Below are 13,275 nucleotides of genomic sequence, written 5' to 3'. Positions count from 1 at the left end.
GTCGGCGCTCGCTCTGCTCCGTCAGGGGCGGGCGAGCAGTTCGCCGTCGATGACCGTGACCGCGTTGCCGGTCAGGAGCGTACGGTCGCCGGCCAGCCGGACCGCGACGCGTCCGGTGCGCGCTCCGCCCTGGAGGCCGACGAGTGAGGTACGGCCCAGCCGGGCGGCCCAGAACGGGGCGAGCGCGGTGTGGGCGCTGCCGGTGACCGGGTCCTCGTCGATCCCGACGGCCGGGAAGAAGCCGCGGGAGACGAAGTCGTACCCGCGGGAGGGGTCCTCGGCGGCCGCGGTGACGATGACCCCGCGGCGGGTGTGGCCGCGCAGGGCGGCGAGGTCGGGGGTGAGCTCCCGTACGGCCCGCTCGTCCGCCAGCTCGACGAGCAGGTCGCCGATGTGCTCGGACGTGTCGTGGACGGACCTGATCTCCGTGCCGAGGGCGCTCCGTACGGCGGGGTCCGCCTCTACCGGCGTCAGGGAGGACGTCGGGAAGTCCATCGTGATCGTGCCCTCGCCGGCGCTCCCGGCGCTCCCGGCGGTCCCGGCGGTCCCGGCGGTCCCGGCGGTCTCGGCGGTGAGGATGCCGCACCGCGCGGAGAACCGGATCAGCCCCGTGGCCAGGCCGCTCGTCGCGATCACGTGCGCCGTGGCGAGCGTGGCGTGGCCGCACATGTCGACCTCGGCGGTCGGGGTGAACCAGCGCAGGGCCCAGTCGGCGTCCCCGCCGGGAGGCAGCGGGTGGGCGAAGGCGGTCTCGGAGAGGTTGACCTCGGCGGCGACCTGCCGGAGCCAGGCGTCCGGGGGGAACCCGCCGTCGAGGAGGAGGACTCCGGCGGGGTTGCCGCGGAAGGGGCGGTCGGTGAAGGCGTCGACGATTCGGAGGCGCATGCACCGACGGTAGGGCCGTCTCTTGATCGTCGACAAAGGCCAATCGCGGATGACTGGCCTGGTCACGCACGTGTTCGTTCCGAGTGTCGTTACGAGTTTCCGATATATCGTTGACGCATCGCGATGGGTCAGTGATAGTAGAGGCATCGCAAGAGCGATGACATGAAACCGAAAGACGAAAGGAGCGCAGTCATGCGTTCACACGGACAGCACGAACACGAGCACGGCCGGGGCCACGGCCACTGCGGGCCCGATCGTCGGGAGGGGTTCACGGGGCGGCGCGCCGCCTTCGGCCCGTTCGGACCGCCCTTCGGCGGCGGCCCCTGGGGCGGGCGCGGCGGACGCGGCGGACCGCGCGGCCGGGCCCGGCGCGGAGATGTGCGCGCCTCGATCCTGGCGCTGCTGAAGGACCGGCCGATGCACGGCTACGAGATGATCCAGGAGATCGGCGAGCGCAGCGGCGGGGCCTGGAAGCCCAGCCCGGGGTCGGTCTACCCGACCCTCCAGCTGCTCGAGGACGAGGGGCTCATCTCCAGTGAGAGCGAGGGCGGCAAGAAGCTGTTCACGCTCACCGACGCCGGCCGCGCCGAGGCCGAGTCCGGCTCCGAGGCCCCCTGGGCCGACGCCGGGCGCGGGTTCGACTTCGAGGCGATGCAAGAGGTCCGGACGGCCGGCATCGGCCTGTTCGAGGCCTTCGGCCAGGTCTTCAAGACCGGCTCCGCCGAGCAGCGCGAGAAGGCCCTCGCGGTCATCAACGACGCCCGCAAGAAGCTCTACCTGATCCTGGCCGACGAGCACTGAGCCGGCCGGCGAAATGAAAACGGCGCGCCCTGCGAGTCCTCTCGCGGGGCGCGCCGCCGTATCCGGGTACCCGCCGGGGGAGGGGTCAGGCGACCAGGCCGGCGAGCTTGCGGAGCGACTCGTTCAGCGCGGCGGTGGCCGAGTCCTTGAGCTTGCCCGCCATGAGGGAGACCGCGGCCCCGTTGAACTCCCCGTCGATGCGGACCGTGGTGGCCGCGCCGTCGGGGACGAGGGTGTACCGGGTGAGGATGGCCACGCCCATCGGGCCCTTGCCCGTGATGGCGAAGACGCGCTCGTCCTCCAGCTCCGAGACGGTCCAGGCGACCTCGGCGGGGAAGCCCATCATCTTCATGTTCTCCACGAAGGTCGCCCCGACCGCGAGGGTCTCGGGGCCGCCCTTGGGGAAATTGGTGTGGGTCATGCTCCACTCGCCGTACGCCGCCCAGTCCGTCAGCTGGGCCCAGACCTTCGCGGCGGACGCCTCGATGCGTGATTCCGCGGTCACTTCGGCCATGCGGCCACCCCTTCTCGTCGGGTACGTGCGGCGGAACGTAGCCCCGGCGGGCGGAACATTCAATACTGACGACCTGTCAGAAACGATCGGCCCGGTCACGCCCGGTCTCGGATCCGTCTCAACAGGCGTCACGGCTGTGACGGTGCTGACCGGCCCTGCCATGATGGCCCGATGCAAGCGTCAGGGAGAAACGCCGGACTGGGCCTCGCGCTCGTCTCGGCCGTAGCGTTCGGTGGTTCCGGTGTGGCGGCGAAGCCGCTGATCGAGGCGGGTCTGGACCCGCTGCACATGGTCTGGCTCAGGGTGGCCGGGGCGGCGCTGGTGCTGTCCCCGCTGGCCTGGCGCCACCGCTGCCTCCTGGTGCGCAAACCCCTGCTGCTCGCCGGCTTCGGCATCGTCGCCGTCGCGGGCGTGCAGGCCTTCTACTTCGCCTCCCTGTCGCGGATCCCGGTCGGCGTGGCCCTGCTGCTGGAGTACCTCGGCCCGGCGCTGCTGCTCGGCTGGATCCGCTTCGTGCAGCGCAAGCCGGTGACGCGGGCCGCCGCGGCGGGCGCCGCCGTCGCCGTCGTGGGGCTGGCCTGCGTGGTGGAGATCTGGTCCGGGCTGAGCCTGGATCCGCTCGGCGTGCTGCTCGGCCTCGCGGCCGCCTGCTGCCAGGCCTTCTACTTCGTGTTCGCGGACCATGGCGCCGACGGCGGCGCCGAGGACGACGTGCCCGACCCGATCGGTGTGATCGCGTACGGCATGCTCGTCGGCGCGCTGGTGATGACGGTGATCGCGCGGCCCTGGCAGATGGACTGGCAGGTGCTGGGCGGGTACGCCGCGATGGGGGACCTGAGGGTGCCCGCGTGGGCCCTGCTCGGCTGGGTGGTGCTGATCGCGACGGTCTTCGCGTACCTGACCGGTGTGGTCTCGGTGCGCAAGCTCTCGCCGCAGGTGGCCGGGGTCGTCGCCTGCCTGGAGGCGGTCGTGGCCACCGTGTTCGCGTGGATCCTGCTCGGCGAGCACCTCTCGACCCCGCAGATCGTCGGCGGTGCGCTGGTGCTGGGCGGGGCCTTCATCGCGCAGTCCGCGCGGCCCACGCCGCCGGGGGCGGCCGATCCGGACCCGGCCGTTCTGGACCGTGAGACGACGAGAGCCTAAGGTGGCGATCATGCATTCGACCGTGCTTCCGCCTCCCGCCGCGTAGCCGCGGGCAGTCGCCCCTTCCGACGAGGATCCGCCCCGGGGAGTTCCCGGGCCGATCCGCGCTGCCCGCGAAGCGATGACCTTCCCTTTCATCCTTCACGCATGCGCGGAGCACACTCGTGTCGAATCTTTCGCCCGCTTCAGGGCGCAGTCTGCTGTACCTGGTTGTCGCCGGAGCCGCCTGGGGCACCGCCGGGGCGGCCGCCTCCCTCCTCTTCCTGGCCAGTGACCTCGGCCCGCTCGCCCTGTCGTTCTGGCGGTGCGCCGGCGGGCTGGTGGTGCTGCTCGGGGTGCTCGCCGTACGCCGGCCCCGGGGCGCGGCTGCGGCTGCGGCGCGGCCGTCGGTCGCCTCGCTCATCGGGACCGGGCTGATGTTCACGCTCTTCCAGTCCGCGTACTTCGGCGCCGTGCGCGAGACGGGCCTGGCGGTCGGCACGGTCGTCACCCTCGGCGCGGGACCGGTGCTGATCGCGGTCGGGGCGCGGTACTGGATGGGCGAGCGGCTCGGCCGGGGCGGCGTGGCCGCCGTCGTCGGGGCGCTCGCCGGGCTTGCCGTGCTGGTCATGGGCGGCGGGGGCGGCGAGGTGCGGCCGCTCGGCGTCGGCTGGGCCCTGCTGTCGGCCGCCGGGTACGCCGGCATGACCCTGCGGGCCCGCTGGCTCGGGCGGCGCGGTGCGGGCGGGGACCCGCTGGTCACCACCGCCTGGTCGGTGGCGGTGGGCACGGTGTGCCTGCTGCCGCTCGCCGCGGCGGAGGGGCTGGTGCCGCACACCGCCGAGCTCGGGCGGGTGCTGTGGCTGCTGGTGTACGTGGCCACGGTGCCGACGGCGCTGGCGTACGCGCTGTACTTCACCGGGGCCGCCGCGGTGCGGGCCGCGACCGTGTCCGTGATCATGCTGATCGAGCCGGTCAGCGCGGCCGTGATCGCCGTGCTGGTGCTCGGGGAGCGGCTGACGGGCGCCGTGGTGCTGGGCACCGTACTGCTGCTGACGGCGGTGGGTGCGCTGATCGCGGCGGAGGCGGGCAGGCCCGCGGACGGTCCCGCGGGCGGGCCGGAGGTCCGGCCCGCCCGTGTGCCTCGTGGGCTGCGTGAGCCGAGTGGGCTGGGTGAGTCGCGTGAACCGCGTGAGCCGGGTGAGCCCTGCGGGGCTCAGAGCGCGGCGAGGTAGTCCGGGGTGGCGATACCGGGGGCCAGGTCGTCGGCCGGGATCGGGGTGCCGTGCACCGGGGCGACCGGGACCACGCCCGACCAGTAGGGCAGGCCCATGTCCTCGGGCTCGTCGTTGGGGCCGCCGGTACGGATCTTCGCCGAGACCTCGCCCAGGTCCAGGCGGATCACCGCGGTGGCGGCGAGCTCCTTGGCGTTGGCGGGCCGGGAGTCGGCCGAGCGGCCGGGAACCACGTGGTCGACGAGGGCGTCGAGGGCCATCCGGCGCTCGGCCTCGTCGGTCACCTGGTGGGCGGTGCCGTGCACGATCACCGAGCGGTAGTTGATCGAGTGGTGGAAGGCGGACCGCGCCAGCACCAGGCCGTCCACGTGCGTCACGGTCAGGCAGACGGGCAGGCCCGGGTCGGACTGGCCGGCGGCGAGCAGCGGGCGCGAGCCCGTCGAACCGTGCACGTAGAGGGTCTCGCCGACCCGGCCGTACAGGGTCGGCAGGACCACCGGGGCGCCGTCGCGGATGAAGCCGAGGTGGCAGACGTAGGCCTGGTCGAGTATCGAGTGGACCGTCTCGCGGTCGTAGCGCGCCCGCTCGCGGGAGCGGCTCGGGACGGTGCGGTCGGTGGGCTCGTAGCCGCCGCCGGTCGCACCGGTCGCCTCGTTCGTCTCGGGCATCTCTTGCGTGTCGGTGGTGGCGGTCATGGTGCGCGCTCCGTTGTACTAGTGCATACTGGGCTTTGTGCTAGGAGAGTATCGGATCACAGGGCGCCGCGCATCGGATATCGCGGCGAGTGTCGAGGCGGGCGTCGGATCGGGCGCGCTGGCGCCCGGAGCGCTGCTGCCTGCGATGCGGGAGCTCGCGGGTGTGCTCGGGGTGAACCCGAACACCGTGGCCGCCGCCTACCGCACGCTGCGCGAGCGCGGGGTCATCGAGACCGACGGGCGGCGCGGCAGCCGGGTCAGGGGCCGGCCGGCGAGCGCGCCGCGCGACGAGCTGCGGGTGGCGGTGCCGCCCGGGGCACGGGACGTCGCGTCCGGGAATCCGGACGTACGGCTGCTGCCCTCGCTGGACGACGCCCTGGCCGGGGCCGCGCGGCGGTACGCGCAGGCGCCGACGCTGTACGGGGACGACCCGGTGGTGCCCGAGCTGGAGCGGCTGGCCCGGGCCGACTTCGACGCCGACGGCGTTCCCGCCGGGCCGGTGGGGGTGACCTCGGGCGCGCTGGACGGGATCGAACGGGTGCTGGCCGCGCATCTGCGGCCGGGGGACGCGGTGGCGATCGAGGACCCGGGCTGGGGGAGCGTGCTGGACCTGGCGGCGGCGCTGGGCCTGCGGGTGGTCCCGGTGGCGGTGGACGACGACGGGCCGGTCGTCTCCGCGGTCGAGCGGGTGCTCGCGGAGGGCGCGCGGGCGCTGCTGGTGACGGCGCGGGCGCAGAACCCGACCGGGGCGGCCGTCAGCGCCGAGCGGGCGGCGGAGCTGCGCGGTGTGCTGGCCCGGTATCCGGAGGTGCTGGTGGTCGACGACGACCACGGGCACGCCATCGTGGACCTGCCGCTGCATTCGCTCGGCGCCGTGACCCGGCACTGGGCGCTGGTCCGGTCCACGGCGAAGGCGTACGGGCCGGACCTGCGGCTGGCGGTGCTGACCGGCGACGCCGTGACCCTGGACCGGGTACGGGGTCGGCAGCGGCTGGGCCCGGGGTGGGTGAGCCGGCTGCTCCAGTACGCGGTGGTCGAGCTGTGGACCTCGGACGCGGTGGACCGGGCGGCGGTCGCGCGCTCCTACGCGGAGCGGCGGGACGCGCTGGTCGCGGCGCTGCGGGAGCGGGGCGTGGAGGCGCACGGGCGCAGCGGGATGAACGTGTGGGTGCCGGTCGCCGACGAGACCGGGGCGGTGACGCGGCTGCTGGCGGCGGGCTGGGCGGTGGCCCCGGGCAGCCGGTTCCGGGTGGAGTCGGGGCCGGGCGTACGGATCACGGTGTCGTCCGTGCAGCCGGGTGAGGTACCGGGGCTGGCGGCGGCGGTGGCCGCGTCGGTCCGCCGCACGACGGGCGGCCGCCTCGACTGACGCCCCCGGCCGCCACACTCTCCCACCCCAGACCCGAAGACTCGCCGTGTTGCTGACGAAAACGTACGTATGGGCGAAGTTAGGCTGTTCGGGAACAACTCCGGGGGGACTGCGTGGACATAGACATCAAGACGTACTACGTGCGGCAAAGCGCGGGTGGTGCCGACTCGGCTGCCGAGAAGGCGCTGGAGAACCTCCGCAAGTCCCTCGATTCGAGCGACACCGCAGCCGATGGGCACCCCGGCTGGGCCTGCGCGGCGGCGTTGAAGCGGTGCGCGACCGCGTGGGAGGACCACATGGTCGACCTGGGCAAGCAGATGAACACCATGGCCGACAACCTCCACACCACGGCCAACGCCTACGACACCACCGACGCCCAGGCGGAGGACGCGTTCGGCAGGCTCCGGCACGGCCTCGCGGACTTCGGGAGGAACTGACCCGTGGTCGCCTATCACGACCTGTACGACTGCCGCGTGGACCAGTGGCAGAAGGCCGCGGACGACTGGGTCGACCTTGCCCGGCGTTCTTCCTCCGCCTGCGAGGACATCCGTGCGCAGGGCAAGAAGCCACTGGATGACCACTGGGCGGACGTCACCGGCCAGCAGGCCGGCAAGCGTCTGGAGGATCTCGCCGACCGTCTGGAGTCCGGCGGCGACATCATGAAGGGTGTCGCCATGGTCCTCGACGCGCTGGCTCATTCCATGGGCTTCGCCCAACGCACGCTCTTCCACGCGGCCGAGCTGGCGGGTGAGTACGGGCTGAGCATCCAGGACGGTCGCGCGGTGGGCGCGTACACGGGCGCCGCACCGGTCGGCCCGAACGTGCCGCAGAACGTGCGCGACGCCTACACCAAGGAACTGGGGCACATATCCACGGTCAACGGGCTGATAGACGAAGCCCTGCGCGAGGCCGCCCAGGCTGATGCGAAGGCCTCTGCGGAGCTGGACAAGCTGGCGAAGACCATCAACGTCGCCGACACCTCGCAGGCGCACAACGAGATCCTGGTCGAGGCGTCCCACGTCGAATTCGAGATGCTCCGGGCGGACATCCCGGTCGGGAAGGACCCACACCTCCAGCGCGCCTGGTGGGACGGCCTGACCCCGCAGCAGCAGAAGGACCTCATGCGGGCCGATCCCGTCACGCTCGCCGACCTCAAGGGCCTGCCGCCCGAGGTCGGACGCGAGCTCCGCGGGCCCGACGGCAAGATCGACCGGGTCGAGATGGTGCGGTACGCGCTGGACCACTGGGACAAGAAGGACGACCTCGATTTCAAGAACAACTGTGCCAATTTCACATCGTCGGCCCTGGAGGCCGGCGGGATGCAGAAGAAGTTCGACTTCTGGCTTGGGCCCGGCGGGGACAACACCTGGGGGCGGGAGAGCGGTGTGGGGGTGGACAGGATCGACCGCCGGGTCTACCACTCCCGCTCGTGGGGCCTGGCCAAAGACCTGCACGGCTTTCTCCTGCACAACGGCGGTGAGGAGGTCACGCGATCGGAAGCACGTCCCGGCGACGTGATCTTCTACGAGCAGATCGCCCCCGACCCGGACGAACCCCCGGGGGAGATCTACCACGCTGCCGTGGTGACCTCGGTGACCCCTGACGGCGACGTCAAGTTGAGCCAGCACACCAGCTCGTTCCAGAACGTGAGTCTGGACAGCCGCGAGCACGTTGCCACCCGGAACCATGGCGAGCAGCGCATCCACATCGTCCGACCGCACCCGAATTGGTACTGATGGACACTTCTTCCACCGCCGCCTCGCCCGCAGTCTCGCGAGGCCGCCCGGTCACGCTCGGTATGGCGATCACGGCATTGCTCGTGCCGGTCATCGCCGTGCTCGGCGTGCTCTCCTCATTGCACGTCGAGGACATCGACATGGCATGGGTGCACCGGCAGCAGGCGGCCTGTCGGCACATGCCCTTCCCGAAGGTGGAGTACGTCTTCGCGTGGGCGGGTCCGGTCCTCGGTCTGTCGGCCATGGCCGTCTGCCTGCTGCTCGCCCGGTGGATCCGGCGGCGCTGCGGCGTCCGGATCTGGGACACCTGGCCGGGGCTCCTGGCCTTCGTCGTCGCCCTGCTCAACGTCGTGGCGATCCTGCTGGAGCTGTTCATGCTGTGGACCACCAACACGCCCGACGGCTCCGGGCCGATCCTCGGCGACTGCGGGTAGACGGCCCCGCCGCGCGGGCTAGCGGCGGCGGGTCTGGGTGAGGGCCGCACCCGCCAGGACGATCGCCGCGCCCACCGGGGTGTTCCAGTGGAGCTGTTCGCCGAGGAGCAGGACGCCCGCCGTGGTGGCGATGACCGGGATGAAGTACGTGACCATCTGGGCCGTGGTCGGGCCGACCTCCGTCACCAGCCCGTACTGCATCTGCAGCGCCATTCCGGTACCCAGGGCGCCCAGTGCGACCACCGACAGCGTCGGCCAGAGCGGGAACGAGGTGGGGGCCGAGGTGAACACGGCGCTGACCAACAGCAGTTGGGCCGTGGACAGCATCAGCTGCGCGCCGGTCAGCGCCACCGGCGAGCCCGGGACCGAGGCCAGGGTGCGCCGGACGTAGATCCAGCCGATCGGGTAGCAGAGCGAGGCGAGCAGGGCGAGCGCGGTGCCCTTGGCGTCGATGCCCGAGAAGCCCTGCCAGGCTCCGAGGACCGTCAGGACGCCGAGGAAGCCCAGGCCCAGGCCGGCGAAGCGGCGGCGCGTCGGACGGTCCTCGGAGAGGGCCACCAGCGACAGCGCCATGCCCCACAGCGGCGAGGTGGCGTTGCAGATCCCGGCCAGGCTCGACGGGATGCTCAGCTCGGCGTACGAGAACAGCGAGAAGGGGGCGGTGTTGAGCAGGAGCGCCGCCACGAACAGATGGCCCCAGGTGCGGCGGCCCCGGGGGAGCGGCTCCCGGCGGACCAGGAGCACGGTCAGCAGCGCGAGCGCTCCGAAGAACACCCGGCCGAGGGCCACCTGGAAGGGGGCGTAGGCCTCCGTCCCCACCTTGATCAGCAGGAAGCTGAAGCCCCAGACCACCGAGAGGATCGCGAAGCGGATGCGCCAGTCCACCCGGCCGGTGCGGGCTGCGGGGGCGGTGGGGGAGACCGGCGGGGAAAGGGTGGGGCGAGGGGTGGCGGGTGCGCTCATGAGGAGAACTCTGCTCCGCTCAACTACGTAGGACAAGCGAGATTTCTTCGCAGTGACGGCGTAGCATTGCTTACATGTTGAACCTGGAGCGCCTGCGCACCCTCGATGCCCTCGCCCGCCACGGCTCGGTCAGCGGAGCGGCCGACGGGCTCCACGTCACCACCTCCGCCGTCTCCCAGCAGATGGCCAAGCTGGAGCGGGAGGTCGGCCAGCCGCTGCTGGCCAAGAACGGCCGCGGGGTCCGGCTCACGGACGCCGGGCGGCTGCTCGCCGATCACGCGGCCCGGATCATCTCCCAGGTCGAGCTCGCCCAGGCCGATGTGGAGGCCCAGCGGGGCTGCGCCGTCGGCGAGCTGCGGATCGGCGCCTTCCCGACCGCCATGCGCGGGCTGCTGCCCCAGGCGCTGACCGCCCTGCGCGCCGGACATCCCGAACTGCGGGCGCTCGTACGGGAGCAGGAGCCCGAGGACAGCATGGCTGCGGTCGTACGCGGGGACCTCGACCTGGCGCTGGCCATCGACTGGCACAACAAGCGGATGCCGGTCCCCGCCGAGCTCACGCGGGCACACCTGCTCGACGACTCCTGCGACATCGCCGTGCCGGCCGGCCACCGGCTGGCCGACCGCGACCGGATCTCGCTGGCCGAGTTCGCCGACGACGACTGGATCTCCTGGAACGAGGGGCAGTTCTGCCACGAGTGGCTCGTGTACACGCTGCGCGGAACCGGCATCGAGCCGCGCATCGCGCACATCGCCGAGGAGCACCACACCCAGCTGGCCTTCGTGGAGGCGGGGCTCGGGGTGTGCGTGGCTCCCCGGCTCGGGCGCGGTCCGGTGCCGGCCGGGGTCCGGCTGCTGCCGGTGAGCGACGCCGTCCGGCGCCACGTGTACGTCGTGTGGCGGGCGGACGCGGACCGGCGGCCCTCGATCCGGGCCGCCGTGGAGGCGCTCGGGCAGGCCGCCGCCGCGGTGGAGTAGGGGGAGTAGGTGGAGTAGGTGGAGCAGTACGTCAGAGCTTGCGGAAGTCCCAGGAGACGATCGACTCCGGGGTGAGGCGGATCCAGGCGTGGCGGCCGTCGTGCGGCATCTCCTCGATGCCGAAATTCTTGGCCGGAAAGAGCCGTTCCGCCTCGGTCAGCTCCGGGCACGGCTCGCCCGTGCGCGGAGCCTCGCCCACGAAGACGGCGCTGCCGGAGAGTTCGACCCCGCGCAGTTCGTCGTACGCCTCGCCCGCGTCCACGACCACCGAGATCCGCGGGTCCTTGCGCAGGTCCGACCAGCGGCGGCTGCGCGTGATCGAGTACAGCCACAGCGAGCTGCCGTCCCAGGCGAACCACAGCGCGCCCACGTGCGGACGGCCGTCCGCGGAGACGGTCGCCACCCGGCAAGTGCGCTGCTCGCGCAGGAAGGCGTCCACTTCCGCGTCGGTCATCATGATGCGGCGGCCCCGCCGCTGTGATCCGTCCATCCGTCGTGCACCCCTTCACATCTGACTGAGTGTCAGGAATCATGCGGGATCGATCGCCGTCACGCCAGGGGGAGCCATGCCGGAACTCGATCCCGCCACCACCGCGCTGCTCACCGTCGAGTGCCAGAGCGGCGTCGTCGGCGAGGAGAGCGCCCTGCCCGAACTCGCCAAGGAGGCCCGGGACTCGGGGATGCTGGGGCGGGTGGCCGCGCTGGTCGACGCCGCGCACGCGGCCGGCGTACAGGTGCTGCACGCGATCGCCGAGCGGCGGCCGGACGGGCTGGCGGCCAACGACAACGCGCGGCTGTTCCGGGCCGCCGGGAAGCTGCCCGTGCGGCAGTTGTCCGGGAGCCGGGCGGTGGAGGTGGCCGCCCCCATCGAGGTGGCCGAAAACGACCTGGTGGTCCGCCGGCTGCACGGCCTCTCGCCGATCGCCGGCACCGACGTGGACGCCCTGCTGCGCAATCTCGGCATCCGTACACTCGTCGTCGCCGGGGTCTCCTCGAACATCGCGATCCCGAACACCGTCTTCGACGCCGTGAACCTCGGCTACCGGGTCGTGGTGCCCTCCGACGCCATCGCGGGGGTGCCCGCCGCGTACACGGCCGAGGTGATCCGCAACTGTCTGGCGCTCGTCGCGACGATCACCACCGCCGACGCCCTGCTGGAGCAGTGGGCCCCCGCCTAGGCAGTCCGCAAAGCCGGTGGGCTCCCGCGTGCCGGCCCCCGTAACCTGGGCGGATGCTGTCCGAAGTGATCGCGACCCGTTACGTCACGCCCTTGCGTGAGGGCGGCTCGCTCCCGGGGATCGTCGAGGCCGACGACCTCGGGACCTACGTCATGAAATTCACCGGAGCCGGCCAGGGGCGCAAGACCCTGGTCGCCGAAGTCGTCTGCGGGCGCCTGGCCCAGCGCCTGGGCCTGCGGGTCCCGCGGCTGGTGCAGATGCAGCTCGACCCCGTGATCGGGCTCGGCGAGCCCGACCAGGAGGTCCAGGAGCTGCTGAAGGCCAGCGGCGGACTCAACCTCGGGATGGACTACCTGCCCGGGTCGATCGGCTTCGACCCGCTCGCGTACCAGGTGGACCCGGCCGAGGCGGGGCGCGTGGTCTGGTTCGACGCGCTGATCAACAACGTCGACCGCTCCTGGCGCAACCCGAACATGCTGGTCTGGCACGGGGACCTGTGGCTCATCGACCACGGAGCCACCATGATCTGGCACCACAACTGGCCGACCGCCGAGAGCGCCGCGGCCAAGCCGTACAACGCCTCCGACCACGTCCTGGCCCCCTCCGGCCCGGACATCGCGGCCGCCGCGGCCGCGCTCGCGCCCCTGGTGACGCGGGAACTGCTCGAAGAGGTCGTCGCCGACGTGCCCGGCGAGTGGCTGGTCGACGAGCCCGGCTTCGACTCCACCGACGCGCTGCGCCGCGCCTACGTGGACGTGCTGCTGCCGCGCGCGGCCACGATCCACGAGAGGATCTCGATGGAGGCCGAGGTGAAGCCCCGGTCGGGTCCCCCCGGCTGGCTCGCCGACCGCCTCGACCCCCGCCCCCGGAAGAACAAGAGCGACAACGAGTGACCAAGCGGGACGTCTTCGAGTACGCGCTGGTGCGCGTGGTGCCCCGGATGGAGCGCGGCGAGTGCTTCAACGCCGGCGTGATCGTCTACTGCCGGGCCCGCTCGTACGTGGCCGCGCGCACCCACCTGGACGAGGCCAAGCTCCTCGCCCTGGACCCGAAGGCCGACGTGGCGGGCGTACGGGCGGCCCTGCGTGCCGTGGAGGGCGTGTGCAGCGGCGGTGAGCGGGCCGGCCAGGCGGCGGGCGACGACGCGGGCCGCCGGTTCCGCTGGCTGATCGCCCCGCGCAGCACGGTGGTGCAGCCCGGGCCGGTGCACACCGGCCTGACGGCCGACCCGGAGGCCGAGGTGGAGCGGCTGCTCGACCTGCTGGTCCGCTGATCGTACGGCCATCCGCGGGGTGATCCGCACGGCGGCCGCCACGACCCGGGGAGCCCTGGCGGCGGCGGCCGTTGACACCGGGTGCCAGGGCTC

At 72.5% G+C, this 13,275-nt stretch carries 16 protein-coding genes; 11 read left to right on the top strand and 5 right to left on the bottom strand.

Translation table 11 applies throughout. The annotated features are described in order from the left end of the window. Nucleotides 1-21 precede the first annotated feature (21 nt). Nucleotides 22-885, bottom strand: coding sequence for a PhzF family phenazine biosynthesis protein (locus tag IF02_RS0118740; protein ID WP_030158397.1), 864 nt, complete (start codon nucleotides 883-885; stop codon nucleotides 22-24). Nucleotides 886-1,077: 192 nt separating this feature from the next. Between IF02_RS0118740 and IF02_RS0118735 the strand changes: the two genes are divergently transcribed. Further along, nucleotides 1,078-1,686, top strand: coding sequence for a PadR family transcriptional regulator (locus IF02_RS0118735; protein ID WP_030158396.1), 609 nt, complete (start codon nucleotides 1,078-1,080; stop codon nucleotides 1,684-1,686). Between the two features lie 85 nt (nucleotides 1,687-1,771). Here IF02_RS0118735 and IF02_RS0118730 read toward each other — a convergent pair whose 3' ends face one another. Then, the gene (locus tag IF02_RS0118730) at nucleotides 1,772-2,200 is read right to left on the bottom strand and encodes an SRPBCC family protein (RefSeq protein WP_030158395.1); all 429 of its coding nucleotides are present in this window, start codon (nucleotides 2,198-2,200) and stop codon (nucleotides 1,772-1,774) included. A gap of 171 nt (nucleotides 2,201-2,371) precedes the next feature. Between IF02_RS0118730 and IF02_RS0118725 the strand changes: the two genes are divergently transcribed. Beyond that, nucleotides 2,372-3,343: an EamA family transporter gene (locus IF02_RS0118725; protein ID WP_051696334.1), complete on the top strand. Its 972-nt coding sequence runs from the start codon at nucleotides 2,372-2,374 to the stop codon at nucleotides 3,341-3,343. A 164-nt stretch (nucleotides 3,344-3,507) separates the two neighbouring features. Further along, the gene (locus IF02_RS0118720) at nucleotides 3,508-4,557 is read left to right on the top strand and encodes a DMT family transporter (RefSeq protein WP_234318253.1); all 1,050 of its coding nucleotides are present in this window, start codon (nucleotides 3,508-3,510) and stop codon (nucleotides 4,555-4,557) included. Here IF02_RS0118720 and IF02_RS0118715 read toward each other — a convergent pair. Further along, a complete protein-coding gene (locus tag IF02_RS0118715) occupies nucleotides 4,539-5,225 on the bottom strand; it encodes a pyridoxamine 5'-phosphate oxidase family protein (RefSeq protein WP_030158391.1) in 687 nt (228 codons plus the stop codon). The genes IF02_RS0118720 and IF02_RS0118715 overlap by 19 nt on opposite strands. A 64-nt stretch (nucleotides 5,226-5,289) precedes the next feature. Here IF02_RS0118715 and IF02_RS0118710 point away from each other — a divergent pair, with 64 nt between their 5' ends. From IF02_RS0118710 to IF02_RS0118695, 4 genes are all read left to right on the top strand, one after another. Further along, nucleotides 5,290-6,621, top strand: a complete 1,332-nt coding sequence (locus tag IF02_RS0118710) for an aminotransferase class I/II-fold pyridoxal phosphate-dependent enzyme (protein WP_078622163.1) — start codon at nucleotides 5,290-5,292, stop codon at nucleotides 6,619-6,621. Nucleotides 6,622-6,734: 113 nt separating this feature from the next. Next, nucleotides 6,735-7,058 (top strand): type VII secretion target, encoded by a 324-nt coding sequence (locus IF02_RS0118705; protein ID WP_030158387.1) that lies wholly within the window; start codon nucleotides 6,735-6,737, stop codon nucleotides 7,056-7,058. A gap of 3 nt (nucleotides 7,059-7,061) precedes the next feature. Beyond that, nucleotides 7,062-8,357 (top strand): amidase domain-containing protein, encoded by a 1,296-nt coding sequence (locus IF02_RS0118700; protein WP_030158385.1) that lies wholly within the window; start codon nucleotides 7,062-7,064, stop codon nucleotides 8,355-8,357. Continuing rightward, nucleotides 8,357-8,791 carry a hypothetical protein gene (locus tag IF02_RS0118695; RefSeq protein ID WP_158708509.1) on the top strand — a complete coding sequence of 145 codons (435 nt, stop codon included), beginning with the start codon at nucleotides 8,357-8,359 and terminating at the stop codon, nucleotides 8,789-8,791. The genes IF02_RS0118700 and IF02_RS0118695 overlap by 1 nt, the downstream gene beginning before the upstream one ends. A gap of 18 nt (nucleotides 8,792-8,809) precedes the next feature. Here the strand turns inward: IF02_RS0118695 and IF02_RS0118690 are convergent, their stop codons facing one another. Continuing rightward, nucleotides 8,810-9,754: a DMT family transporter gene (locus tag IF02_RS0118690; protein ID WP_106977307.1), complete on the bottom strand. Its 945-nt coding sequence runs from the start codon at nucleotides 9,752-9,754 to the stop codon at nucleotides 8,810-8,812. Nucleotides 9,755-9,828: 74 nt separating this feature from the next. Here IF02_RS0118690 and IF02_RS0118685 point away from each other — a divergent pair, with 74 nt between their 5' ends. Continuing rightward, a complete protein-coding gene (locus tag IF02_RS0118685) occupies nucleotides 9,829-10,731 on the top strand; it encodes a LysR family transcriptional regulator (protein WP_030158378.1) in 903 nt (300 codons plus the stop codon). A gap of 31 nt (nucleotides 10,732-10,762) precedes the next feature. On the opposite strand, the gene IF02_RS0118680 is transcribed toward IF02_RS0118685, so the two are convergent. Beyond that, nucleotides 10,763-11,221: a pyridoxamine 5'-phosphate oxidase family protein gene (locus tag IF02_RS0118680; RefSeq protein WP_030158376.1), complete on the bottom strand. Its 459-nt coding sequence runs from the start codon at nucleotides 11,219-11,221 to the stop codon at nucleotides 10,763-10,765. Nucleotides 11,222-11,297: 76 nt separating this feature from the next. Here IF02_RS0118680 and IF02_RS0118675 point away from each other — a divergent pair, with 76 nt between their 5' ends. From IF02_RS0118675 to IF02_RS0118665, 3 genes are read left to right on the top strand one after another with little or no spacing between them, the layout of a single operon-like run. Further along, nucleotides 11,298-11,909: an isochorismatase family protein gene (locus tag IF02_RS0118675; RefSeq protein ID WP_078622162.1), complete on the top strand. Its 612-nt coding sequence runs from the start codon at nucleotides 11,298-11,300 to the stop codon at nucleotides 11,907-11,909. A gap of 53 nt (nucleotides 11,910-11,962) precedes the next feature. Further along, nucleotides 11,963-12,802, top strand: coding sequence for a HipA family kinase (locus IF02_RS0118670; protein ID WP_030158372.1), 840 nt, complete (start codon nucleotides 11,963-11,965; stop codon nucleotides 12,800-12,802). Further along, a complete protein-coding gene (locus IF02_RS0118665) occupies nucleotides 12,799-13,182 on the top strand; it encodes a DUF3037 domain-containing protein (RefSeq protein WP_030158369.1) in 384 nt (127 codons plus the stop codon). The genes IF02_RS0118670 and IF02_RS0118665 overlap by 4 nt, the downstream gene beginning before the upstream one ends. The last annotated feature ends 93 nt before the right edge of the window (nucleotides 13,183-13,275 follow it).

It is taken from the genome of Streptomyces sp. NRRL S-244, from assembly GCF_000717915.1.
In the GTDB taxonomy this organism is placed as follows: domain Bacteria; phylum Actinomycetota; class Actinomycetes; order Streptomycetales; family Streptomycetaceae; genus Streptomyces.
Note: the sequence above shows the minus strand (reverse complement) of the source record. Positions and strands in the feature narration are given on the sequence as shown.